The 22,743-nt window shown below is 70.0% G+C and carries 22 protein-coding genes; 12 read left to right on the top strand and 10 right to left on the bottom strand.

Annotation, left to right across the window (positions count from 1 at the left end; genetic code table 11):
- Positions 1-28: 28 nt before the first annotated feature.
- Together KHA85_RS02455 and KHA85_RS02450 are read left to right on the top strand one after the other, a co-directional pair.
- Positions 29-1,636, top strand: a complete 1,608-nt coding sequence (locus tag KHA85_RS02455; protein WP_213184677.1) for a FadD3 family acyl-CoA ligase — start codon at positions 29-31, stop codon at positions 1,634-1,636.
- Entirely contained in the window at positions 1,633-2,430 is a 798-nt protein-coding gene (locus KHA85_RS02450) for an SDR family NAD(P)-dependent oxidoreductase (RefSeq protein ID WP_213184676.1), read from the top strand. Before KHA85_RS02455 ends, KHA85_RS02450 begins: the two co-directional genes overlap by 4 nt.
- Positions 2,431-2,463: 33 nt before the next feature.
- Here the strand turns inward: KHA85_RS02450 and KHA85_RS02445 are convergent, their stop codons facing one another.
- A complete protein-coding gene (locus KHA85_RS02445) occupies positions 2,464-3,255 on the bottom strand; it encodes a VWA domain-containing protein (protein ID WP_213184675.1) in 792 nt (263 codons plus the stop codon).
- A gap of 257 nt (positions 3,256-3,512) precedes the next feature.
- On the opposite strand from KHA85_RS02445, the gene KHA85_RS02440 reads away from it, so the two are divergent.
- From KHA85_RS02440 to KHA85_RS02420, 5 genes are read left to right on the top strand one after another with little or no spacing between them, the layout of a single operon-like run.
- Positions 3,513-4,442: an enoyl-CoA hydratase gene (locus tag KHA85_RS02440; RefSeq protein WP_213184674.1), complete on the top strand. Its 930-nt coding sequence runs from the start codon at positions 3,513-3,515 to the stop codon at positions 4,440-4,442.
- Positions 4,443-4,446: 4 nt separating this feature from the next.
- Positions 4,447-5,616, top strand: a complete 1,170-nt coding sequence (locus tag KHA85_RS02435) for an acyl-CoA dehydrogenase family protein (protein WP_213184673.1) — start codon at positions 4,447-4,449, stop codon at positions 5,614-5,616.
- 19 nt (positions 5,617-5,635) lie between these two features.
- The gene (locus KHA85_RS02430; RefSeq protein ID WP_213184672.1) at positions 5,636-6,634 is read left to right on the top strand and encodes an acyl-CoA dehydrogenase family protein; all 999 of its coding nucleotides are present in this window, start codon (positions 5,636-5,638) and stop codon (positions 6,632-6,634) included.
- Positions 6,631-7,797 carry an acyl-CoA dehydrogenase family protein gene (locus KHA85_RS02425; RefSeq protein ID WP_213184671.1) on the top strand — a complete coding sequence of 389 codons (1,167 nt, stop codon included), beginning with the start codon at positions 6,631-6,633 and terminating at the stop codon, positions 7,795-7,797. Before KHA85_RS02430 ends, KHA85_RS02425 begins: the two co-directional genes overlap by 4 nt.
- 23 nt (positions 7,798-7,820) lie before the next feature.
- Positions 7,821-8,642 (top strand): inositol monophosphatase family protein, encoded by an 822-nt coding sequence (locus KHA85_RS02420; RefSeq protein WP_213184670.1) that lies wholly within the window; start codon positions 7,821-7,823, stop codon positions 8,640-8,642.
- A gap of 3 nt (positions 8,643-8,645) precedes the next feature.
- Here the strand turns inward: KHA85_RS02420 and KHA85_RS02415 are convergent, their stop codons facing one another.
- The 5 genes from KHA85_RS02415 to hsaA form a co-directional block, all read right to left on the bottom strand.
- Positions 8,646-9,827: a sulfotransferase family protein gene (locus KHA85_RS02415; RefSeq protein ID WP_213184669.1), complete on the bottom strand. Its 1,182-nt coding sequence runs from the start codon at positions 9,825-9,827 to the stop codon at positions 8,646-8,648.
- A gap of 13 nt (positions 9,828-9,840) precedes the next feature.
- On the bottom strand, positions 9,841-11,025 hold the full coding sequence (locus KHA85_RS02410; protein WP_213184668.1) for a hypothetical protein: 1,185 nt from the start codon (positions 11,023-11,025) through the stop codon (positions 9,841-9,843).
- Entirely contained in the window at positions 11,022-11,606 is a 585-nt protein-coding gene (hsaB, locus tag KHA85_RS02405; protein WP_007627928.1) for a 3-hydroxy-9,10-secoandrosta-1,3,5(10)-triene-9,17-dione monooxygenase reductase subunit, read from the bottom strand. The genes KHA85_RS02410 and hsaB overlap by 4 nt, the downstream gene beginning before the upstream one ends.
- A gap of 88 nt (positions 11,607-11,694) precedes the next feature.
- Positions 11,695-12,597 (bottom strand): iron-dependent extradiol dioxygenase HsaC, encoded by a 903-nt coding sequence (gene hsaC / locus KHA85_RS02400; protein WP_213184667.1) that lies wholly within the window; start codon positions 12,595-12,597, stop codon positions 11,695-11,697.
- Between the two features lie 33 nt (positions 12,598-12,630).
- A complete protein-coding gene (gene hsaA / locus KHA85_RS02395) occupies positions 12,631-13,806 on the bottom strand; it encodes a 3-hydroxy-9,10-secoandrosta-1,3,5(10)-triene-9,17-dione monooxygenase oxygenase subunit (RefSeq protein WP_213184666.1) in 1,176 nt (391 codons plus the stop codon).
- Positions 13,807-13,996: 190 nt separating this feature from the next.
- Here hsaA and KHA85_RS02390 point away from each other — a divergent pair, with 190 nt between their 5' ends.
- The 4 genes from KHA85_RS02390 (at position 13,997) to KHA85_RS02375 (ending at position 17,341) form a co-directional block, all read left to right on the top strand.
- Entirely contained in the window at positions 13,997-15,220 is a 1,224-nt protein-coding gene (locus KHA85_RS02390) for a 3-ketosteroid-9-alpha-monooxygenase, oxygenase component (RefSeq protein ID WP_213184665.1), read from the top strand.
- Positions 15,220-15,615, top strand: coding sequence for a hypothetical protein (locus KHA85_RS02385; RefSeq protein WP_061227424.1), 396 nt, complete (start codon positions 15,220-15,222; stop codon positions 15,613-15,615). The genes KHA85_RS02390 and KHA85_RS02385 overlap by 1 nt, the downstream gene beginning before the upstream one ends.
- A gap of 118 nt (positions 15,616-15,733) precedes the next feature.
- Positions 15,734-16,795, top strand: coding sequence for a ferredoxin--NADP reductase (locus KHA85_RS02380; protein WP_213184664.1), 1,062 nt, complete (start codon positions 15,734-15,736; stop codon positions 16,793-16,795).
- 24 nt (positions 16,796-16,819) lie between these two features.
- Entirely contained in the window at positions 16,820-17,341 is a 522-nt protein-coding gene (locus tag KHA85_RS02375) for a flavodoxin domain-containing protein (protein ID WP_007627942.1), read from the top strand.
- Positions 17,342-17,457: 116 nt separating this feature from the next.
- Here KHA85_RS02375 and dmpG read toward each other — a convergent pair whose 3' ends face one another.
- The 3 genes from dmpG to KHA85_RS02360 all read right to left on the bottom strand — a co-directional run bounded on the left by dmpG (position 17,458) and on the right by KHA85_RS02360 (position 21,064).
- Positions 17,458-18,522 carry a 4-hydroxy-2-oxovalerate aldolase gene (gene dmpG, locus KHA85_RS02370; RefSeq protein WP_213184663.1) on the bottom strand — a complete coding sequence of 355 codons (1,065 nt, stop codon included), beginning with the start codon at positions 18,520-18,522 and terminating at the stop codon, positions 17,458-17,460.
- Between the two features lie 5 nt (positions 18,523-18,527).
- The gene (locus KHA85_RS02365) at positions 18,528-19,445 is read right to left on the bottom strand and encodes an acetaldehyde dehydrogenase (acetylating) (RefSeq protein WP_213184662.1); all 918 of its coding nucleotides are present in this window, start codon (positions 19,443-19,445) and stop codon (positions 18,528-18,530) included.
- Between the two features lie 83 nt (positions 19,446-19,528).
- On the bottom strand, positions 19,529-21,064 hold the full coding sequence (locus tag KHA85_RS02360; protein WP_213184661.1) for an HNH endonuclease signature motif containing protein: 1,536 nt from the start codon (positions 21,062-21,064) through the stop codon (positions 19,529-19,531).
- A gap of 121 nt (positions 21,065-21,185) precedes the next feature.
- Between KHA85_RS02360 and KHA85_RS02355 the strand changes: the two genes are divergently transcribed.
- On the top strand, positions 21,186-21,947 hold the full coding sequence (locus KHA85_RS02355) for an IclR family transcriptional regulator (protein ID WP_213184660.1): 762 nt from the start codon (positions 21,186-21,188) through the stop codon (positions 21,945-21,947).
- On the opposite strand, the gene KHA85_RS02350 is transcribed toward KHA85_RS02355, so the two are convergent.
- Positions 21,944-22,732 carry a 2-keto-4-pentenoate hydratase gene (locus tag KHA85_RS02350; RefSeq protein ID WP_213184659.1) on the bottom strand — a complete coding sequence of 263 codons (789 nt, stop codon included), beginning with the start codon at positions 22,730-22,732 and terminating at the stop codon, positions 21,944-21,946. The two genes, KHA85_RS02355 and KHA85_RS02350, sit on opposite strands and share 4 nt — an antisense overlap.
- Positions 22,733-22,743: the final 11 nt, after the last annotated feature.

Here is a 22,743-nt window from a genome sequence, read left to right as displayed (position 1 = left end):
CAAGCACTTGCTTGGTAGGGTGCAGGCCATGAGCACCACCGTGGAGACCACCCCCGCCGCACTGCGTCGCGCGGCCCGGTCGTGGCCGGAGCGCGAGGCGATCGTCGACGTGCAGCCCGGCCAGGACACCCGCTGGACGTGGGCGCACCTGCACGACGAGGTCCGCCGGTTCGCCGCCGGCCTCGTCTCGCGCGGGCTCGCCCCCGGTGACCGCGTGGTGATCTGGGCGCCCAACACCCGCCATTGGGTGGTCGCGGCTCTGGGCGTGCAGTACGTCGGAGGCACCGTGGTCCCGGCGAACACCCGCTACACCGGGAGCGAGACGCTCGAGATCATCCAGCGCACGCACGCGGTCGCGGCCGTGGTCGCGGGACCGTTCCTCGGGTCCGATCGGATCGCAGACCTCGCCGCGGCCGCGCGCGGGACGGCGGGCGATACCCTGGCCGGGGTTACCGAGCTGCGGACCCTCGTCCGCATCCCCCTCGACAGTGCCTCCGCCGACAGCATCCACGCCGACAGCATCCACGCCGCGGACGTGCACCTCCTCGACTTCGCCGACCTCCGGGCGCTGGCCACCGAGGACCTGCTCGCCGAGGCCGACGGCCGCGCGGACGCGGTGACCGGCGACGACGTCGCCGACATCCTGTTCACCTCCGGCACCACCGGCAAGAGCAAGGGCGTCGTGGCCCTGCACCGCCAGACCGTCGCCGGCGCGCGCGCATGGGGTTCCAACGGCGGGCTCACCGAGAACAACCGCTACCTCATCGTCAACCCGTTCTTCCACAGCTTCGGCTACAAGGCCGGCTTCCTCGTGTGCACCCTGTTCGGCGCGACCATCATCCCGTTGGCCGTGTACTCGACCGCCGAGACGATGCGCCTGGTCCAGACCGAGCGTGCCACCGTACTGCCGGGGGCGCCGACCATCTTCCAGACGCTGCTCGACGACCCGTCCCGCAGCGCGTACGACCTGTCCTCCCTGCGCCTGGCCGTCACCGGCGCCTCGGTCGTCCCCGTTGTGCTGGTCGAGCGCATGCAGTCCGACCTGGGGCTGGAGACGGTGCTCACCGCGTACGGGCAGACCGAGACGATGGGGTTCATCACCACCACCACCGCGGACGACGACGACGTCACCGTGGCCACGACCTGCGGCCGCGCCTACCCCGGCATGGAGATCCGGATCGGCGGGTCCGGCGAGATCCTCACCCGTGGCGAGATGGTCATGCAGGGCTACCTCGACGACCCGGAGAACACCGCCGAGACCATCGACCCGGACGGCTGGCTTCACACCGGAGACGTCGGGGAGATCGACTCCCGCGGCAATCTCCGCATCACCGACCGGCTCAAGGACATGTACATCACCGGCGGGTTCAACGTGTACCCGGCCGAGATCGAGCAGGCCCTCGCCCGCATCGACGGCGTCGTCGAGTCCGCGGTGATCGGCGTTCCCGACGAGCGGATGGGCGAGGTCGGCAAGGCCTTCATCGTCCGGCGCGAGGGGTCGGGGCTCACCGAGCAGGACGTGAAGGACTTCGCCGCCGAGCACCTGGCCAACTTCAAGCGGCCGCGGACGGTCGAGTTCGTCGAGGCCTTCCCCCGCAACGCCTCGGGCAAGATCCTCAAGACCGAGCTCCGATGACCGCGCCGGGCGGACCCGGCGGAGCGGGCGCAGTGGTGGTCACGGGCGCGTCCGGCGGGATCGGGGCGGCGGTCGCACGCCGCCTGTCCGCCGAGTTCCCCGATGCGCCGGTGGTGCTGGGGTACCGGTCGACCGAGCCCGTCGACCTCGCGCACGACCTGACCGCGGAGGGATCCCGGACCGTCGAGTGCGTCCGCCTCACCCCGGGGCGGGACGGCGCCGACGGGAACGACGACGAGGTGGCCTCGGTGATCGACGGGATCGCCTCCCGACACGGCGGAATCCGCGTGCTGGCCCACTGCGCCGGTCCGCACGTGCCCATGGTGCACCTGTCCCGGATCGCACCGTCCGAGTTCCGTCGACAGCTCGAGGACGACGCGGTCGGGTTCTTCGCGATCGTGCGCCCCGCGCTGGAGCACCTGCGTGCGGTGGCGGGCAACGTCGTCGTCGTCACCACTGCGGCCACCACCCGCTATCCGGTGCGCGACGGACTGTCCGCCGCCCCCAAGGGCGCGGTCGAGCAGCTCGTCCGGGGCCTGGCGGCCGAGGAGGGGCGCTTCGGCGTGCGGGTGAACTGCGTGGGCCCGGGGATGCTCACCGACGGCATGGCCTCCCGGCTCATCGCCTCCGGCGACCTCGACGAGCGGGCGCTCGAGGTCACGCGCGGCAACATCCCCCTGCGACGCTTCGGCACGGCCGCCGACATCGCCGAGGCCGTGGCGTTCGTGGCGTCGGACCGCGCCGGGTTCATCTCGGGCCAGAAGCTCGACGTGGACGGCGGCTACGGGGTCTGATCCCCGCAGCCGCCGCCCCGGGCCGGCAACTACTCAGTTGCCCGCGCTGCCAAACAGATTCTCCAGCGAGCCCTCGAGTGAACCGAACAGGCCACCGTCGCCCTCGTCGATCACATCGACGGTGTCCTTGATCGCCTCCGCGATGTCCTCGATGTCCTCGACCGGGACCGTCGCTCCGCCGGTCTCCTCGGCGATCCTCGCGAACTGCGCGGTGAGTTCCCCGTCCGCCGAGACGACGAAGATCGGGACCCTGTTGCCGGTGGCCATCGGACTGACCGCGGCGGCCGCGACTGCGGCCGGGGCGCAGTACGGATTGTCGGTCGCGGTCCCGTTGGCCAGTGCGATGATGCGATCCGCAGTCAAGTCGGTGACCGGCTCCGGGTCCTTGGCGGGAGCGTCCCCGACCGCGATGATCGCCTTGACCGAGGACGAGTTCCAGGCCTGGCACAACGACAGGGCGATCCCGGAGTAGACCGACTCCGGCCAGTCCCCACCGCCGTCGACACCCAATCCGTCGAGGCCCCCGCGGAACGTGGGCAGGTTCGTCGTCAGATCGGTGACGGTCCGAGCCTGGAACGGATCGCCCGCGTCGCGGTACTCGACCAACCCGACCCGGGTGCCGGCCGACTCCGACGCCAGATCGGTCGCGAGATCGTCGACCGCGATCTTGGTCTGCTCGATGTAGGGGGCCATCGACCCCGTGGTGTCGATGGCGAACATGAGATCGCGGGCGCCGGATTGTGCCGCCGCGGTGGCGGTGACGCTGGTGAGGGTGAGGGTGGCGAGTGCGGCAGCGCTTGCTACCCGAAAGAGAGTGGTACGCATGGGCTTTGTCCTTCCTAGGACGTCTTCTCGAAGTCGCCCGAACGGGTCGTCCACCTCGAACGCTAGGCCCGTCACACCGGGTCGTCTGTCGTACGAATCTATGATTTTCCTCATAACATGCGTCAAACTCTTGTCGCCTCCTGTGGTTGATGCTACGGCCGCAAAGTTGGCGAATGCCGCCGGACCGCAGTGGTGGTCGACAGGGTTCGATGTAGACTCCCAACCAAGCACTTGCTAGGTAAGGAGAACCCCAGCTCATGACCGATGCACCGATCCCCCCGGTCCTCGGGGTCGACGACCTCGGGCCGGACACCCAGCCCGTCGCCTACGAGGTCACCGACGGCACCGCGTACGTCACCCTCAACCGACCGGACTTCCGCAACGCGCAGAACTCGGTGATGACGTACTCGCTGGACAACGCTTTCATCAAAGCCGTCGAGGACGACGCGGTGAATGTGATCGTCCTCCGGGCCAACGGCAAGCACTTCTCGGCGGGCCACGACATCGGCACGCCCGAGCGCGACCACCACGTCCAGTACCCCAACCGTGCGGCGCTCTGGTGGGACCACACCACCCGCGGCGGCGGCGACCGGCGACTCGCGCGCGAGACCGAGGTCTACGTCCAGATGTGCCGCCGCTGGCGGGAGATCCCCAAGCCGATGATCGCCCAGGTGCACGGCGCCTGCATCGCCGGCGGGCTCATGCTCGCATGGGTCTGCGACTTCATCGTGGCCGCCGACGACGCGTTTTTCTCCGACCCCGTGGTCAAGATGGGCATCCCCGGCGTGGAGTACTTCGCGCACGCCTTCGTGCTCGGCCCCCGCCGCGCGAAAGAGATCCTCTACACCGGTCGCAGGTTCGGCGCGGCCGAGGCGCTCGAGTGGGGCATGCTCAACCACGTCGTGCCGCGCGACGAGCTCCAGGCGAAGGTCGACGAGATCGCCGGCGAGATCAAGGGCATGCCCGCGTTCGGGCTGACGCTGGCCAAGAAGGTCATCAACTCCAATGAGGACCAGATGGGACTGCAGACCTCGCTGGACACGGCGTTCGGCTGGCACATGTTCGCCCACTCCGCCAACGCCGAACCGGACGACACCGACTCGTTCTCCGCCTCCCTCGGCGGGATGGACGCCCGCTCCATGCGCGACAGCGCGAACACCGGCTCGACCGGCGAGAAGAAGGACTGACGCCGTGGATCTGGATTTGGACGCATCGACCCGCGAGTTCCGGCTCGAGGTGCGGCAGTGGCTCGAGGCCAACGTGCCCACCGAGCCGCTGCCCCACATGGACACCCGCGAGGGCTTCGAGGCCCACCGCCGGTGGGAGGCGACGATGGCAGACGCCCGCATGTCGGTCGTGTCGTGGCCCGAGGAGTTCGGCGGCCGCGACTGCGGGCTGGTCAACTGGGTGGTCTTCGAGGAGGAGTACTTCCGCGCCGGCGCGCCGCTGCGGGTGAGCCAGAACGGCATCTTCCTGCTGGCCCCGACCCTGTTCGACCACGCCTCCCCCGAGCAGCTGGCCCACATCATGCCGCGCATGGCCCGGGCAGACGACATCTGGGCGCAGGCCTGGTCCGAGCCCGAGGCCGGCTCCGACCTGGCCTCACTGCGCTCGACCGCCAGGCGCGTCGAGGGCGGCTGGGTCCTCAACGGGCAGAAGGTGTGGTCCACCCGCGCGTCGTGCGCCGACAAGGGCTTCGGCCTGTTCCGCACGGACCCGGACGAGCCCCGCCACAAGGGCCTGACCTACTTCATGTTCGACCTGCGGGCCGAGGGGGTCACCGTCCGCCCGATCGACCAGCTCGACGGGCTGCCCGGCTTCGCCGAACTGTTCCTCGAGGACGTCTTCGTGCCCGACGACCCGGCGAACCCCGCCGAGTCCGGCGTGATCGGCGAGGTCAATCAGGGCTGGAAGGTGGCCATGTCCACCGCCAACAACGAGCGCGGCCTGTCGCTGCGCTCCCCCGGACGGTTCCTCGCCACGACCGACCGGCTGCTCGACCTGTGGGGCACCGCCGAGGCCGAGCTCGACGACCGCACCCGCGGCGCGCTGGCCGACCGCGTGGTGGACGCGTGGATCGGCTCCCGCGCGTACGAGCTGAGCACGTGGAACACGGTCACCAAGCTCACGGGCGGCGCCAACCTCGGCTTCGAGTCCTCGATCAACAAGGTCTTCTGGTCGGACTGGGACATCGCGACCCACGAGACCGCCCTCGACGTCCTGGACACGACCGGCGAGCTCGCCGGCGAACAGTGGATGGACGGCTACCTGTTCGCCCTCGCCGGCCCCATCTACGCGGGCACCAACGAGGTCCAGAAGAACATCATCGCCGAGCGACTCCTCGGCCTCCCGCGCGGCTGAGAAGGCGGTTTCACACATCATGCAGTTCGCACTCGATCCCGAGATCATCGACTTCGCCGGCAGCATCGACTCTCTGCTGGCCAAGTCCGACATGCCCGCGGTGATCCGCGCCTGGGCTGACGGCGACACCGCCGCCGGCACCGCCGTGTGGGGACGCGTCGCCGAGACGGGCGCCGCCGCCCTGCTCGTCGACGAGGCCGCCGGCGGTGCCGGGGCCACCGCGGTGGAGGCCGTCGCCGCGCTCGAGGTCCTGGGCCGTTACGCGGTGCCGGGCCCCGTCGTGGAGACCGTCATGGTCGCGCCGCGCGTCGCCGCCGCGCTCGGTCGCGACTCCGACGCCGGGGACGTGGCCGGCGAGATCGCCGGCGGCGCGCTGGCCTCCGTCGCCGCGCCCGGGGTGTCGCCGTTCGCGCCGGACCCCCACGTCGCGCAGTACCTGTGGGCGGTGTCCGACGACGAGGTGTTCACCGCCGAGGCCGGCGAGACCCGTCGCTCGGTCGACCGGGCCCGCACGGTGGCCACGCCGACCGCCGGGGCCCGCGCGGCCGCGGTGAGCACCACGGACCTTGTCAACCACGGGGCCCTCGGCACCGCGGCCCAGCTCCAGGGGCTCGGCCAGGCCATGCTCACGATGAGCGTCGACTACGCCAAGCAGCGTAAGCAGTACGGCAAGCTCATCGGCGAGTACCAGGCGCTCAAGCACCAGCTCGCCGAGGTCGCGATCGCGCTGGAGATGGCCCGCCCGCTGCTGTGGGCCGGAGCCCTGGCGATCGCCGAGAACCCCGGCGACCCCGACGCCGCGGTCCGCGACGTCTCCGCCGCCCGCGTGGCCGTGGCCGACGCCGCCTACCTGTCCGCCCGCACCGCCCTGCAGGTGCACGGCGCGATCGGCTACACGCTCGAGCACGACCTCGGCCTGTGGCTGACCAAGACCCGCGCACTGCAGACCGCGTGGGGCACGCAGAGCTACCACCGCGGCCGGGTCCTGGACTCGCTGAGCGCGGGGACCGCCCGATGACCGCGCCCGCCACCCCGGCGACCGCCTCCCCCGGCGTCGATACCGAGGAACAGGCCGCGCTGCGGCAGTCGGTGGCCGCGCTGCTCGAGAAGAAGTCCGACTCCGCGGCGGTCCGCGCGGCGTTCGTCTCCGCCGACGGGTACGACCCCGCCCTCTGGACGACGCTGGTCGACCAGATCGGTGCCGCCGCCCTGTCCGTGCCCGAGGACTACGACGGGGCCGGTGCGACCTGGGTCGAGACGCACCTGGTGTGCGAGGAGCTGGGCCGCCGCCTCACGCCGTCGCCGATGCTCGGTTCCGCCGTCCTCGCCGCCCAGGCCGTGCTGGCCTCCGGCGACGACGCCGCGTGCGCGCGCTTGCTGCCCGGCATCGCCGCCGGCGAGCTCGCCGCCCTGTGCTGGGCCGACCGAGCCGGCTGGGCGACCCCGGGCGTCCGCGCGGACGGAGGCCCCGACGTGTCGAGTGCGACGCTGTCCGGCACCGCCCACCACGTGCTCGGCGCCGACACCGCCGCGACGCTGCTGGTCGTGGCCGTCGCCGGCGACACCATCGGGCTCTTCGAGGTCCCCGCCGACGCCGACGGGGTCACCGTCACCCGCGTGCCCGTCATGGACCCCACCCGCACTCTGTCCCGAGTGAAGTTCGACGGCGCCACCGCCACCGCGATCACCACCCGGCCGAGCTTCCTGTCGCGCCTGCGCGCGGCGGCGTGGGCGGCGATCTCCGCCGAGCAGGTCGGCGCCGCGCGCGCCGTGCTGGACGCGACCGTGCAGTACACGCAGGAGCGCAAGCAGTTCGGCCGGGTCATCGGCTCGTTCCAGGCGCTCAAGCACCGGATGGCCGACATGTACGTCAAGGTCGAGACCGCCAGGTCGCTGTCCTACTCCGCCGCCGCACTGGTGGCAGAGGCCCAGTCCCTCGGGGACGGGCCCGAGGCCGATGAGGCCGCCTACGCCGCGGAGATCGAGGCAGCCGCCGCCAAGGTCTACTGCTCGGAGGCACTGCAGTGGATCTCCGGTGAGTCGATCCAGCTCCACGGTGGCGTCGGCATCACCTGGGAGTACGACGCCCACCTGTACTTCAAGCGGGCACACGGGACCGCTCAACTGCTCGGTCAACCGCACGAACTCCTCGCCGCCCTGGAGGTCGCGGCGGGCCTGTAGCCGGGGCCACTAGAATCAGCCGCATGAGCCCCTTCCCCGCGCACGGACGGACCAACGACCAGCGGTCGGCCGAGGACCTCGCTGCCCAGGCCGGCCGCCTGCTCACCGACCTGCGGGTCTCGAAGGTGGCGCCGGAGGACCTCGGTGCGTTCGCCGAGGGTGAGGCGCAGTCCGTCATCATCGACCGCCTCGCGGTCGCGCGGCCCGATGACCTCGTGTTCGGCGAGTGGGACCCCGACTCCCGCGCCCGGCTCGAGGCCGACCGCGTGTGGTTCATCGATCCCCTCGACGGGGTGCGCTCCTACGTGACCGAGGGGCGTCCCGACTGGGCCGTGCACGTGGCGTTGTGGGAGAAGGATCCCGAGGGCGTCGGCGGGATCACCGCCTGCGCGATCGCCATGCCCGCCTACGGCAGGGTCCTCACCGGACGGGGCGCCACCACGTACCAGCCGATGTCGATCATCCGCGGCCCCCGGCCCGGGCCGCTCGTGCCGCCCCGCGAGGACGACCGTCTGCGCATCGCCGTCTCAGAGGCCGAGCCGCCCGCGTTCGCCGAGGACCTCGCCGCGAAACTCGGCGCGTCCCTGGTGCACCTCGGGTCCGGCGGCGGCAAGACCGCCACCGTGCTCGAGGGCGAGTGCGACGCGTACATCCACACCAGCGGTCACCACCAGTGGGACTCCGCCGCGACCGTCGGCGTGGTGCAGCAGCGCGGCCTGCACGCCAGCGCCCTGGACGGCAGCGGACTGATCTACAACGTCGAGCAGATCGAGTACCCCGATCTGCTCGTCTGCACCCGAGAGGTCGCGGACCGCGTCATCGAGGCGGTCGCCGAGTACCTCTGAGCGTCAGGCGTTGAGGCCGCGGTAGCCGGCGAAGCGCTCGGCGATCCGCTCCTCGCTGAGGCCGTAGTCGGCGAGCGTGTAGCGGTGCGCGGGCGCCCGGTCCCCGGAGAGGCTGCGCTCGTTCTCCGCGACCACGGCCGCGCGGACCTCGTCCGACAGCTCCGTGCCCGCCGCGGCGTACACGCGCGCGACCACGCCGGCGGGATCGTCCAGCAGCTCGTGGTGGTCGACGTCGACGAACGTCGCCCGCGACGCCGGGTCCGCCTCATGGCGGGCACGCGCGGCGTCGAACGTCTCGACCCCCCGTGCCCACAGGTCCAGCTGCGAGGAGCCGATGTACTCCGGGGTGAAGCGCGTGGACCAGTCGGCGGCCGTCCGGTGCGCGAGCGAGCACATCGACGCCATCGACTTCCGCGGGTCGCGGTGCGTCTGCACCACCACCGCGTCGGGGTACACCTCGAGCAGCGCGTCGAGCGCGAACAGGTGACTGGGGTTCTTGAGCACCCAGCGCCGGTCGGGATCGCCTCCCCCGATGAGCTGCAGATTGCGCTCGTGCCGGCGGTACGCGGGCACCCAGTCGACGCCGGCGAGCCACTGCGAGTAGCCGTCGAGCCGCGCCAGGCATTCGTACGACACCGAGGTCAGCGACTGCCGCAGCAGCTGCCAACACTCCTCGAGGTCGTCGGCGGAGAGGTAGTGCACACCGCCGTAGTCGGGGTTCTCGGCCATGAATCCGGAGTACAGGTCGCGCAGGCCGACGTAGGCGGGGTCGTCCTCCCACGTCTCGCGCGGGGGCCGTGGCTGCGGGACCTCGGTCAACCACAGCTCGAGCCCCTGGTTGGCGGGGTCCGCGCCCAGGAGCCGGTGCAGCGCCGTGGTGCCGGTGCGGGGCAACCCGGTGACGACGACGGGACGCTCGATCGCCACCTCCGCTCCCGCGGGGTCGGACGCGAGGGCCGACGTCGACAGGAGCCTCGCGGTCAGCGCTCCCTTGAGCACGGAGCGCCAGTACTTGCTCCCGGCTGGGGTCAGCCCCGCGTCCGAGTGCAGGGAGTCGAGCAGGACGCCCAGGGCCTCCCGGTGGCGGTCCTCGCCGTCGCCGAAGTCCTCGAGCCCCACGGTGCGCGAGGCGCTGGCGTGGAGATCGTCGACGGTCCCGACGTGGACCCGGTCTTCATCGCTCACGACAGTCCCCTTCTCACGACAATCCGCGCCGGGCGAAGGCGTCCTGGCGCGCGGCGATCCGCTCACGCCACTGCTCCCCGGTCACGCGCAGCTCGTCGTGGCACGGGACCTCGACGGGCACCCGGTCGAACGGTACGACCTTCACCGTCGGGCCGAGCTCCGGGCCGATGGGCCCGTCGGTCCGCTGCCACCGGAACTGCATGATGCCCTCGCGGCGGCCGAGCGTCTCGACCCAGTTGGCCAGGCCCGGATCACGCTCGGACACCACCAGGTGGATGAGCCCGTCGGAGGTGACGTGCGCCTGGTCGGCGGTGAGACTCGTCTGGTGGTGCACGTACTCCAGCGACGCGTACCACATACTGCCCAGCTGGAAGCCCTGGTAGGGCACCCCGGCGACGGGCAGCGAGATCACGATCGCCTCGTCGGGGCCGAGCTCGAAGATCCCGGCGGACGAGAACTGGGTCGTGAGCCCGCCCGGGGTCTGCCGGGGCACGTTGAGCGTGTTGCGGGGCTGCTCGCCGAAGAACCAGCCGGGGAACGCCAGCCACGTCCGCAGTCGCCCGACCAGCGCCTCGGCGAGTTTGGCGTAGAACTTCTCCTGCCCCGCGAGCGAGACGGGCTCCGGCGCGGTGCCCACCGTGTCGAGTCTGCGGATGATCGCCGACCCGGCCTCCTCCCGGCTCCAGTCGGAGAACACCTCGCGGACGGCGATCATCGACGAACCGGGGTGCAGCACCACGTAGCCGGGGTCGCCCTCGTCGTCGTCGTATCTCGCCGGTCCGAGCCGGAACGAGTACCGACCCCGCTCGTCGATCTCGAGGCGACGGTCATCGAACGCCGCGTGCGACGCGGCGCGCTCGTCGGCCGAGTACGTCCCCGCCATGACCTGGAACGACAGGTCCGCCGTGGTGCCGCGGCGGCCCTCGATGACGTACTCCGCGCCGTCGGCGAGGTTCGCGTAGAAGTACAGCGTGTCCGGGTTGTCCAGACCCATCTTGGTGTACGGGCCCGTCGCCTCGAACAGCTGCGGATGCGTGCGTCCGCGGTGTTGGCCCGTCTCGATCGCGCCGCGGATCGTCCCGAGCAGGTACTCGAGCCCCTCCGCGACGTCCTCGTCGGTGCGCACGTGCGGCGCCGACCGGATGATCTCCTCCGCCTCCGCCAGCGCCTTCGCCAGCGGCCCCGTCACCCCGCTCACAGCCAGGTGTAGCTGTCGGCGGAGGTGATGAAGTTGGCCAACTCCTCCTGCTCGGGCGTCGGATCCACCACGTCCTCCTCGATGCTGAGGTAGGCGCCGCGGTAGAACAGCAGCGGGCGGATGTCCCGCTTGGTCGGGCCGAGGTTGTCGACCCGACCGAGCACGATCCAGTGGTCCCCGCCGTCGAGGACCTGGTCGATCTCACAGTCCAGCCACGCCATCACACCGTTGATCACCGGCGAGCCCAGCGGGCTGGGCGACCAGTCGATCTCGGCGAACTTGTCGTCTCCGCGGCGGCCGAACGTCGAGGAGACGTCCTCCTGCTCCTCGGAGAGGATGTTCACCGCGAACCGGCCCGCCTTCTCGATGCCCTTCCACGACCCCGACGTCTTCATCGGACAGAACAGCACCAGCGGGGGTTCGAGCGACAATGCCGAGAACGACTGGCAGGCGAAGCCCACCGGTTTGTCGTCCTCGACCGCGGTGATGACGGTGATGCCCGTGCAGAACTGGCCCAGCGCGTCGCGCAGTTCACGGCTGCTGAAGGACTGCCCCTCCGGGCGTTCGTCGGTGCTGCTCATGGGGGTCGGTCCTTCCTGGACTCAAGATCGTCGGGGTGGGCGCGGCGGCGGCCGGGCCCCGCGGGGGTACGGGGCCCAGCCTAGGGAACTACTTGCGGCCGACGGAGAAGTCGTGACCCCACAGGCTCACGGCCGTGGACTCACGGGCGACCCACTTCTCGTCGTCCTCCACCAGCTGGCCCTCGCAGCCGTACTCGCAGTCGAAGCCGCCGGGCGTCTTCATGTAGAAGCTCAGCATCTTGTCGTTGACGTGCCGACCGAGGGAGGCCGACAGCCGGACCTTCTTGCGCATGGCCCGGTCGAGCGCCAGCCCGACGTCGTCCGCCGTTCCGACCTCCACCATGAGGTGGATGATCCCGGTCGGGTTGGGGAACGGCGTGAACGCGAGCGAGTGGTGCCGCGGGTTGCACCCGAGGAACCGCAGCCACGCCGGCTCGCCGTCGGCCGGGCGGCCGACGATCTCCGGCGGCAGGCTCATCGAGTCGCGCAGGGAGAAGCCCAGCACATCCCTGTAGAACTCGAGCGCGGCGGCCTCGTCCGGCGTGGACAGCACGATGTGGCCCGCGCCCTGGTCGCCGGTCACGAACTCGTGGCCGTACGGCGTCGGGATGCGGCGGTGCTGCAGCGCGATGGTGTGGTAGATCTCCAGCGTGAACCCGGCCGGGTCCTGGCAGGTGATCAGCCCGCGCACCTTGCGGTCACGCTTGACCTCGGCCGGCGCGTCCTCCCACGGCACCCCGGCCGCGTCGAGGCGCCGCTTGACGTCCTCGAACTCGCCCTCATTGGCGCACTCCCAGCCGACCGCGGAGAGCTCGTCCTCCTCGCCGGGGACGATGATCCACCGGTGGGGATGGTCATCCATACGGAAGTAGAGGGCGTCGGGGTCCTCGCCCGAGCCCACGACGAAGCCCAGAACCTTGGTGCCGTACTCGCGCCAGGCGTCCATGTCCGTGGCGAAGACCCGGACGTACCCGAAATTGCTGATCGCCATAAATGCCAGTCCTCTCGATCCGCCGACGACGGATCAGACCATCGAGTCGGTGACCTTCTCGCCGAACTCGTTCTGTCCATACATGATGTACGCCTTCGTCGCCTCGTTGGCGGCGTGGACCCTACCCGCGTTGGCGTCGCGCCAGAACCGCTGGATCGGCGAGCTCACCTCGAGCGCGCGGGCACCGGAGTTCTGAAACAGCAGCCCGATCGCGTCGATCGCGCGTTGCGTGGCGCGGACCTGGTCGCGGCGAGCGCGCGTGCGGATGTCCATGCCCGGGAAATCCCCGGCCCTTACGAGGTCCTGCTCCTCACGCACGTTGCGCATGAGCTGCAGCCACGCGGCGTCGATGTCGCCGGCGGCCTCGGCCAGACGGACCTTTGCGAACGGGTCGTCCTTGACCTTGGTCCCGAACGCGGCGCGGACCCGTTCCTGCTGGTGCGAGCGGTGGACGTCGTAGCAGCCGAACGCCATGCCGACGATCGGCGTGGAGATGGTGGTGGGGTGGATGGTGCCCCACGGCATCTTGTAGATCGGGTTGGTGTTGACCTCGAGCCCCGGCGCCTTGGTGGCGGCCATGAGGCCGAAGGACAGGACACGGTGCTCGGGGATCAGCGCGTCCTTGACCACGATGTCGTTGGACCCGGTGCCCTTGAGGCCGACGACGTGCCACACGTCGACGATCTCGTACTGCGACTTCTCGACCAGGAAGGTGCAGAAGTCCACCATCTTGTCGTTCTCGTCGAGGACCGGACCGCCCACGAAGACCCAGTCGGCGTGGTCGCTACCCGAGGACCAGGACCACTTGCCGTTGAGCACCAGCCCGTCGGCGGTCTTCTTGGCCGCGCCCATCGGGGCGTACGACGACGAGATCCGCACGGTCGGGTCCTCGCCCCAGACGTCCTCCTGCGCCTGCTGGGGGAACAGCGCGAGGTGCCAGTTGTGGATGCCGAGGATGCTCGCGCACCAGCCCGTGGACGGGCACGCGGTCGCGATCGTCATGGCGGCGGTGTAGAAGGTCTCCATGTCCGCCTCGTACCCGCCCCACTGGGCCGGCTGGCAGAGCTTGAAGAAGCCGGCCTCGTCGAGCTCCGCGATGTTCTGCGGATGGACCTTGCGCAGGTCCTCGGTCTCCTGGGCGCGCTCGGCGAAGCCGGGCAGCAGGGCCTTGATGCGGTCGATGACCTCGTGGGAGGCGTACTCGCTCATGTGTACCTCTCTGGCAGTGCGTGGGGGTGATGCGGTCTAGACTAGAACACGTTACAGTTTCGCACCAGGCAGCCCCTCCCGGAAGAAAGACCCTGGCACCCCGTGCCAGCACGAACGCTCCCTGGTTGTGGCCCGCCACCTCATTCTATAACCTGTTCTCATACGGCTCGCGCCCCTCAGGAGGATCATCATGACCGCACCCGGTTCGGCCCCCGGAGCCGTCCGCGAAATCGACACCGGCGAGGTCCGGGATCGGTACGCGCGCGGATGGCACTGCATCGGCACCGTCAAGGAGTTCACCGACGGCGAGCCCCACTCCATCCAGGCCTTCGGCACCAAGCTCGTGGTGTGGGCGAACGACGAGGGCGAGATCAACGTCCTCGACGCCTACTGCCGCCACCTGGGTGGGGACCTGTCCGACGGCTCCATCAAGGACGGCAACATCGCCTGCCCTTTCCACGACTGGCGCTGGGGCGGCGACGGCAAGTGCAAGGGCATCCCGTACGCCAAGCGCGTGCCCCTGCGCGCCAAGACCCGCTCCTGGATCACCAACGTCCAGTCCGGCCAGGTCTTCGTGTGGCACGACCACGAGGGCAAACCGCCGCAGCCCGAGGACGCCATCCCCGCCATCCCCGAGTACGAGACCGGCGAGTGGACCGACTGGCAGTGGAACCGCCTCGTGATCGAGGGGTCCAACTGCATGGAGATCGTCGACAACGTGGTCGACATGGCGCACTTCTACTACATCCACTACGCCTTCCCGACCTACTTCAAGAACGTCTTCGAGGGCCAGAAGGCGACCCAGTACCTCAACACCAAGGGGCGTCCCGACCACGACCCGTCCGGCGGAAAGTACGGGGACACGCTGCTCGAATCCGAGGCCTCCTACTTCGGCCCGGCGTACATGATCAACCCGCTCAAGCAGATGTACGGCGGCTTCGAAACCGAGGCCATCCTCATCAACTGCCACTACCCGATCGACCAGAACTCGTTCGTGCTGATGTACGGGCTGTCGGTCAAGAAGCCCCGGGGCTTCGACGACGCCACCTCCGAGAAGATGGCCGCCAAGATCGCCACCTTCTTCGGCGAGGGCTTCCTCCAGGACGTCCGCATCTGGCAGCGCAAGTCCCAGATCGCCAACCCGCTCCTCTGCGAGGAGGACGGCCCCGTCTACCAGCTCCGCCGCTGGTACGAGCAGTTCTACGTGGGCCGCGACAAGGTGACGCCCGAGATGACCGAGCGCTTCGAGTTCGAGGTCGACACCACCGCCGCCAACCAGTACTGGGAGAAGGAGGTCGCCGAGAACATGCGCAAGCAGGAGGCCGGTGAGGCCGAGATCTCCGACGAGCAGACCCAGTACACCGGCATGGCAGAGGTCGCCGGCGAGGCGGGCGCCACCCGGTCGCAGAACTGATGTTCAAGAAGAACGACGCGCGGCGCGCGCCGACCTGGGACGACACCGACCCGGCGCGCGCCGCGCGGCTCCACTCGTACACCGACCTCGACCGCGAGACCTACACACGGGCGGGCTTCCAACCCGTCGAGTGCCGTAGCTGCGGGGCGTGCGTCTCGGTTCGCAAGAACAGCGAGAAGCACACGTCCATCCAGTGGACCGAGGGCAGCGACCGCACGTGCCCCGTACTCACCGACTGGCGCGCGGGCGGCGAACGGCCGGAGGGTGAGGACACCTGCCCCCGGATGCTCGCGAGCATCCGCTACGCCTACGCGGAGGGTCTGCTGACCATCTCCGAGGGCGTGGACCCGGCCGACGACGAACACATGGTCAACCCGCTGTTCGTCCCCGAGTGACACCCTGACGGCAGGCGACTTCCACTGAGTGAGAAACGCTCGGAGGAGGTCGCCGCCGTCTGCCATAGTGCCCTGCGACCACCCGTCCCCGCGTATCAAAGCGATAGGCTCCGCATCCATGACCGACACCCCACAGCTCGGCTCCTTCGTCCGCGAACTCACGATCGCGGACGTGATCGAGGAGACCGCCGACGCCAAGTCGATCGTCTTCGACATCCCCGCCGGCTGCGAGGACGACTTCAGGTACACCCCGGGGCAGTTCCTCACCTTGCGCATCCCGAGCGAGCAGACCGGCTCGGTCGCGCGCTGCTACTCCCTGTCGAGCTCCCCCACCGAGGACGCCCGGCTCAAGGTGACCGTCAAGCGCACGATCGACGGCTACGGTTCCAACTGGCTGTGTGACAACGCCGAGGCCGGCATGAGCATGCACGTGCTCGCGCCGTCCGGCATCTTCACCCCCAAGAACCTCGACCAGGACTTCATCCTCCTGGCCGCCGGGTCGGGCGTCACCCCGGTCATGTCGATCCTCAAGTCCGCGCTCGCGCAGGGCACCGGCCACATCGTCATGGTGTACGCGAACCGTGACGAGAAGTCGGTCATCTTCAAGGACGAGCTGCAGGAACTGCAGCGCAACAACCCCGACCGCCTCACGGTCGTCCACTGGCTCGAGTCCGTCTCCGGCATCCCCACCGCCGAGATGGTCGGCAACCTCCTCCAGCCCGTCGCCGCCAAGCGCCACTCCTACATCTGTGGCCCCGCGCCGTTCATGGAGACCGTGAAGAACGGCCTGCGCCGCTCCGGCGCCGACATGCACCTCATCCACACCGAGGTGTTCTCCTCCATCGAGGGAGACCCGTTCGCGGAGATCGCCATCGACGACTCCCCCGGTGAGGACGGGGCCGGCCCCGCCACCGCGATCGTCGAGCTCGACGACGAGGTCCACGAGGTCTCCTGGCCGCGCCAGACCCCGCTCCTCGACGTCCTGCTCTCCAAGGGGATCAAGGCGCCGTTCTCCTGCCGCAAGGGCGAGTGCTCCGCGTGCGCGTGCATTCTCAAGTCCGGCGAGGTCGAGATGATCCACAACGGGATCCTCGACCCCGAGGAGGTCGAGGAGGGGTACGTCCTGAGCTGCCAGCTCCTGCCCAAGACCGACCGCGTTGAGGTCTCCTACTCCGAGTGAGTCCACGGTGACAGACTGGGGAGCGTGAACTCCCCGGTCGTCGCCTTCACCTCGAAGTACGGTTCCACGCGCCGCTACGCCGTCGCCCTCGCGGAGCAGCTCAGCACGCCCGCCGTCGAACTGTCGACGCTGAGGACCGCCCACGACGCCGACCCGTTGATCGTGCTCGCACCTCTCTACGCGACACGGATCCTCGGGCGGCGCCGGATCATCCGGGCTATCCGCTCCGCTCCCGGGCGCGCAGCCCTCGTCGTCGTCGGACTCTCCCCCGCTGACGACCCCGGGCGCGGTGACCTGGCCGCCAGGCTCGTCGCCGCGACCCGCCGCGCCGTCACCACGTTCCAGCTCCGCGGGGACCTCGACCCGGCGCGGCTCACCTGGCCCGACCGCGTCCTCATGGCCGCCCTGCGCCGCGAACTCCGCAGGACGCCCGAGGCTCCCGCCGCGCAGCTGCTACTGCACTCCCGCCGCCTCCAACTGGTCGACGAGTCGACCCTCGAGCCGGTCGTCACCTGGGCACTCGGCGGGACGAGGGTCGACCCGTGACAGCCAGAGGCCCCGGCCCCGTGCCCTGCCGGTCGAGCGTGGCGAAGAAGGCCTGAGACGACCGCAGCCGCGCACCTCTCGGATCAGGTGCGCGGCTGCGGCGGGCGGGGTGAGGATCAGGCGTTCGCCAGTTCCTTCTGGATCTCCAGCGCGATGTCGATGAGCTGGTCCTCCTGGCCGCCCACGAGGCGACGCTCACCAGCACGGATGAGGATCTCGGACGCCGGCACGTTGTACCGCTGCGCGTGGCCCTCGGCGTGCTTGAGGAACGACGAGTAGCAGCCCGCGTAGCCGAGCATCATGGCCTGACGGTCGACGATGCACTCGTTGGGCATGAGCGGGCGGACGACGTCCTCGGCCGCGTCGGCGATCTTGAAGAAGTCGATGCCGGTGCGGATGTCGAGCTTGTCGCAGCAGCCGACCAGCGCCTCCACGGGGGTATTGCCCGCGCCGGCGCCGAAGCGGCGGGTCGAGCCGTCGATCTGCTGGGCTCCAGCGCGGATGGCCATGATCGAGTTGCCCACGCCGATGTCGAGGTTCTCGTGGCCGTGGAAGCCGACCTGGGCGTCGTCGCCGAGCTCCGCGACGAGCGCGGAGACGCGGTCCGAGACCTGGTCCATGACCAGCGCGCCGGCCGAGTCGACGATGTAGACGCACTGGCAGCCGGCGTCGGCCATGATGCGGGCCTGCTTGGCGAGCACCTCCGGCGGCTGGGTGTGGCTCATCATGAGGAAGCCCACGGTCTCGAGGCCCAGCTCGCGGGCGTAGCCGAAGTGCTGGATGGAGACGTCCGCCTCGGTGCAGTGGGTGGCGACGCGGCAGATCGAGCCGCCGTTGTCGCGCGCGGCGAGGATGTCGTCCTTGATGCCCAGGCCGGGCAGCGTGAGGAACGCGATCTTGGCCTGCGTGGCGGTCTCCGCCGCGGCCTTGATGAGCTCCTGGTCGTAGGACTTGGCGAAGCCGTAGTTGAACGACGCGCCGCCGAGGCCGTCGCCGTGGGTGACCTCGATGACCGGCACGCCCGCGCCGTCGAGGGCGGCGACGACGTTGCGGACGTCCTCCACCGAGAACTGGTGGCGCTTGTGGTGGGAGCCGTCGCGGAGCGAGGAGTCGGTGATGCGGATGTCGAGCTCGTCGCTGTAGGCACGGGCCTGGGCGTTGAGCGGGTTGGTCTTGTCCATGTCTGTCACACTCCGAGCTTGCTCTTGGCGATCTCTTCGCCCACCTTCGCGGCGGCGGCGGTCATGATGTCGAGGTTGCCGGCGTAGGGCGGCAGGAAGTCTCCCGCGCCCTCGACCTCGGCGAAAATCGCCACGCGGGCCATGCCGCCGGTGATCTCGGTGGGCGGATCGAACTGCGGCTCCTGGAGCAGCCGGTAGCCCGGCACGTACTCCTGGATCTCCTTCTCGCGCTTGCGGATGGCGGTGGTGATGAGGTCGTGGTCCGCGTCCTCGGGGATCGAGCAGAAGATCGTGTCGCGCATGATCATGGGCGGCTCGGCCGGGTTGAGGATGATGATGGCCTTGCCCTGCTTGGCGCCGCCGACCTTTTCGATGGCCGTCTTGGTGGTCTGCGTGAACTCGTCGATGTTCGCGCGGGTGCCGGGGCCGGCGGACTCACTGGACACCGAGGCGACGATCTCCGCGTAGTCGACGGGGACGACCGACGAGACGGCGTGGACCATCGGGATGGTGGCCTGGCCACCGCAGGTGACCATGTTGGTGTTGGGGGCGTCGAGGTGCTCGCGGAGGTTCGCGGGCGGGATCACCATGGGGCCGACGGCCGCGGGCGTCAGGTCGATGGCGACGATGCCGGCGGCCTCGTACTTGGGCGCGTACTCCTTGTGCACGTATGCACTGGTGGCCTCGAAGAGGAGGTCGGGCTTCTCGCCGCCGGCCTCGATGGAGGCGAGCAGCTCGTCGGCGCCGCCGGCCATGCAGACGAGGCCGTGTTCGGCGGCGCGCTTCATACCCTCGGATTCGGCGTCGATGCCGATCATCCACTTGGGCTCGATGTACTCACTGCGCTCGAGCTTGTACATGAGGTCGGTGCCGATGTTGCCGGACCCCACGATCGCTGCTGTGAGCTTGGTCTTCTCTGTCATGAGAGCAGTGTCGCGCGCGGGGAACGCACGCCACAAACAGCTGTGCCACTCAACGGCACAACGACATGGGCTGGCGGAGTTCGCTAGGCGGGTCGCCCGCGGGACCGCTCCGTCCCGGGCGGGTTTGTGATGTACCCGTCCGCGGAGATCAGCCGATCGGCGTAGTCCTCCCACTCCCGTTCCCGGATACCGTCACGGGCGCGGGCCAACGGCCCCCGTGGTCTGGTGCGGTGCCGGTGGCCGGTCTCTGTGAGGATGATCAGTTCGCCGAGCGGGCCGGGCCGGTAGGCGTTCGACCCGAACGTCTTCTCGCGGTGATGCTTGCGGCAGAGGCACACGAGGTTCCACTCGAGAGTCGGGCCACCGAGTTCCGGATCGCGCTTGTTGAACGCGATCACATGATCCACATCACAGTCCTTCGCCGGCACCGAACACCCCGGGTGCCGACACGTGCCGTCGCGGAGGCGGATCCGCTCCGCCATGGCCGGGCTGATCAGGTATCGCAGTCCGTGGTCCGGCGAGTCCACGGCGCCGGGCGCGGGATCGATCAGCTCGAAACGCACGCTGGCGTCGTCGCCCTCGAGGAGCTGCTGACAGAGCCAGTTGTAGCTGCTGTACGCGCCGTGGACGAACTCGACCCGGTTGGGGAGCCCCTGCGCGGCCGCGGTGATCACGCTGATCCGGATCGCCTGCCCGGCGTTCGCGGCGTTACCGAGCGACGGCCGCGGCAGGTCCGCGCCCGCTCGGACATCGCCGAGCTCGATCGCTCCTTCATCCGCGACTTCACCGCTGACCGCGTCGCCGCTGCCCGCGCCATCATCGCCCGCGCCGCTCGAATCGCCGCTGTTCGCGTACACCGCCAGCGACGCGAGGGCGTCCGCCCGAAGCTGATCCAGCGTCCCGGGAACGCCGTCCTCCGACGCGGCGCGCGCCTCGGCTTCGATGCGCCCACGCAACAACTCCGCCTCCGCCAGGGGCAGCTTCGCCAAGAGGTCGGTCATACCGTTGCGGCCGGTCCGGAACCGCACCATGCGGGAAGCGAGGGCCTCAGCCTCCGCCTCCTCCGCCCCGGCGGGGTCGAACCGGCCGACGAGCTCGTCGATCCGCGAGTCCACCGCGTCGCGACTCGGCCGGTCCCCGCCCTCCAGGTCTCCGGTGAGACCGGCCATCAACTCGTCCTCCACGTCGGAGACGATCGAGTCGGGCACACCAGCCAACCTGCAGGCGATATCGATGGCCAGTTGCTCGGGCACCAGCCCCCGTTCGACCGAGGATCTCAGTCGAGACAGCCGGGAATGGATCTGCACCCCGGCCGTGACCAGCCGCTCGGCGTGCCAACACGTGAGCTGGCACGCCGCCGCGAGATGGTCACGAGCCCGGGACTCCGGAGCCAGTCGCGCATAGGCCGGCCGCGGCGACGCCTCGCGGCGCTCCGCGTCGGCCGCCTCCGCCTCCGACGCGCGGGAGAACTGCCGGACGAGCTCGTGCGCGGCCTCCAACCGGGTGGCCCCGGCCCGGTTCTGCGCCAGCGTCGCCGCCCGCGCCGCGTCGCTGACCGCCGTCATGTCCGCAGCGCCGAGCGGATCGGAGACGGCGAACAGCGGCTTTGCTACCGACATCTCCACCACCCCCGCGCCGCATCCGTAGAACGTACATACGACCCTAATCGCTCCGCATGATTAGTGCAAACGTTCGATAGTATCTGTCCGGAATGTCTGCCCCGCGCGCTACACTCACCGCATGACAGAGCCGCCCACCTCCCCCGTCGATCGCGCCTTCGAGGTCCTGCGCGTGACGGCGGCGGGCACCGGGATGACGCTGAGCGAGATCGCGCGGGAGACGGGGCTGGCCAAGTCCACGGCGCTGCGATTGCTCGCCGCTCTCGAGCGCAACGACGCGGTGACGCGGATCGGCCAGCGTTACCGGCTCGGGCCGCTGGTCCACGAACTCGACCCGATTCCCGTCTCGCCCGAGTACGAGCGGATCCGGCAGGTCCTCACGCCGTTCCTCGCGCACCTCTTCGAGGCCACGCGCGCGACCGTCCACCTGGCCACACTGCACGGGGACGAGGTCGTCTATCTCAACAAGCTGCACGGACCGCGTCCGATCCCGTCGCCGTCACGGATCGGGGGCGGGTTACCCGCGTACTGCACGGGGGTCGGCAAGGCGATGCTGGCGTTCGACGAGGACGCCGCCGGCCGCGTCGCGCAGGGGCCGATGGTCGCGTGGACCGAGACCACACTGACCTCGCCCGACGCTCTCGCGGTGGAGCTCGGCGAGATCCGCCGGAAGAAGCGCGCGGTGGACCGCGCCGAACTCACGCCCGGGCTGTACTGCGTGGCGGCGCCGGTGTTCGACGACGACGAGGAGGGCGCCGGCGGCACGCGGGCAGTCGCGGCCCTGTCCACGAGCGCGGCGGACGAGAGTGCACTGGCCCGACTCGAACCACTGGTCACCCGCGTCGCCGCAGCAGCCGGACGCGCCCTGAGCTCGGACCGTTAGCGGAACGCCATCGACACGTCGCCCAGGCCCGCGAACTCCGCGCGGAAGGTGTCACCCGGCGTCGCGTCCATCGCGCGGATGGCGGTACCCGGGAGGATGACGTCGCCCTTGCGCAGGCGAACGCCGAACTTGGCGACCGTCGAGGCCAGCCAGCCCACCGAGTTCAGCGGGTTGCCCAGCACGGCGTCGGAGCGGCCCGAGGCGAGGAACTCTCCGTTCTTGTAGAGGGTCGCCTCGATCGCGGCCACGTCGATGTCCGCCAGACGCACGCGCCGCTGCTGGCCGATGACGTAACCGCACGACGAGGCGTTGTCCGCGATCGTGTCCGGCAGCTTGATCTTCCAGTCCCGGATCCGGGAATCGATCAGCTCGATGGACGGGACGACCCACTCGATCGCCGCCGCGGCCTCCTCCTGTGAGCACCCCTCCGGCGGGATGTCAGCACCCAGGATGAAGCCCACCTCCACCTCGACGCGCGGGAAACAGAAGCGCGCCGCCTCGATCGGCGCGCCCTCCGGGTACTCCATCGTGTCGAGCAGGTGACCGTAGTCGGGCTCGTCAACCCCCATCATCTCCTGCATCGCCTTGGACGCCAGGCCCACCTTGTGGCCGGTGACGACGGCGCCGGAGTCGAGCTTTCGGCGGATGTTGATGAGCTGGATCTCGAACGCGTCGTCCGCGTCCATGTCAGGATGGTCGTCGGTCAGCGGGGCGATCGGCGAGACGTCGGTCTCGGCGTCCCAGAGTCGCTGGGCAAGAGTGGCGCGGGTCTCCTCAGTGAGCATGACGGGCATGC

Source organism: Dietzia massiliensis (assembly GCF_018390595.1).
Taxonomy (GTDB): Bacteria; Actinomycetota; Actinomycetes; order Mycobacteriales; family Mycobacteriaceae; genus Dietzia; species Dietzia massiliensis.
Note: the sequence above shows the minus strand (reverse complement) of the source record. Positions and strands in the feature narration are given on the sequence as shown.

Bases quoted from the DNA above. Each gene is read 5' to 3' on its own strand.
- KHA85_RS02390 (WP_213184665.1), top strand. From the start codon at position 13,997: ATGACCGCACCCGGTTCGGCCCCCGGAGCCGTCCGCGAAATCGACACC.
- KHA85_RS02360 (WP_213184661.1), bottom strand. From the start codon at position 21,064: ATGTCGGTAGCAAAGCCGCTGTTCGCCGTCTCCGATCCGCTCGGCGCT.
- hsaA (WP_213184666.1), bottom strand. From the start codon at position 13,806: ATGAGCGAGTACGCCTCCCACGAGGTCATCGACCGCATCAAGGCCCTG.
- KHA85_RS02380 (WP_213184664.1), top strand. From the start codon at position 15,734: ATGACCGACACCCCACAGCTCGGCTCCTTCGTCCGCGAACTCACGATC.
- KHA85_RS02385 (WP_061227424.1), top strand. From the start codon at position 15,220: ATGTTCAAGAAGAACGACGCGCGGCGCGCGCCGACCTGGGACGACACC.
- KHA85_RS02355 (WP_213184660.1), top strand. From the start codon at position 21,186: ATGACAGAGCCGCCCACCTCCCCCGTCGATCGCGCCTTCGAGGTCCTG.
- KHA85_RS02455 (WP_213184677.1), top strand. From the start codon at position 29: ATGAGCACCACCGTGGAGACCACCCCCGCCGCACTGCGTCGCGCGGCC.
- KHA85_RS02450 (WP_213184676.1), top strand. From the start codon at position 1,633: ATGACCGCGCCGGGCGGACCCGGCGGAGCGGGCGCAGTGGTGGTCACG.
- hsaB (WP_007627928.1), bottom strand. From the start codon at position 11,606: ATGAGCAGCACCGACGAACGCCCGGAGGGGCAGTCCTTCAGCAGCCGT.
- KHA85_RS02430 (WP_213184672.1), top strand. From the start codon at position 5,636: ATGCAGTTCGCACTCGATCCCGAGATCATCGACTTCGCCGGCAGCATC.
- KHA85_RS02365 (WP_213184662.1), bottom strand. From the start codon at position 19,445: ATGACAGAGAAGACCAAGCTCACAGCAGCGATCGTGGGGTCCGGCAAC.
- KHA85_RS02425 (WP_213184671.1), top strand. From the start codon at position 6,631: ATGACCGCGCCCGCCACCCCGGCGACCGCCTCCCCCGGCGTCGATACC.
- KHA85_RS02445 (WP_213184675.1), bottom strand. From the start codon at position 3,255: ATGCGTACCACTCTCTTTCGGGTAGCAAGCGCTGCCGCACTCGCCACC.
- KHA85_RS02420 (WP_213184670.1), top strand. From the start codon at position 7,821: ATGAGCCCCTTCCCCGCGCACGGACGGACCAACGACCAGCGGTCGGCC.
- KHA85_RS02350 (WP_213184659.1), bottom strand. From the start codon at position 22,732: ATGCTCACTGAGGAGACCCGCGCCACTCTTGCCCAGCGACTCTGGGAC.
- KHA85_RS02440 (WP_213184674.1), top strand. From the start codon at position 3,513: ATGACCGATGCACCGATCCCCCCGGTCCTCGGGGTCGACGACCTCGGG.
- dmpG (WP_213184663.1), bottom strand. From the start codon at position 18,522: ATGGACAAGACCAACCCGCTCAACGCCCAGGCCCGTGCCTACAGCGAC.
- hsaC (WP_213184667.1), bottom strand. From the start codon at position 12,597: ATGGCGATCAGCAATTTCGGGTACGTCCGGGTCTTCGCCACGGACATG.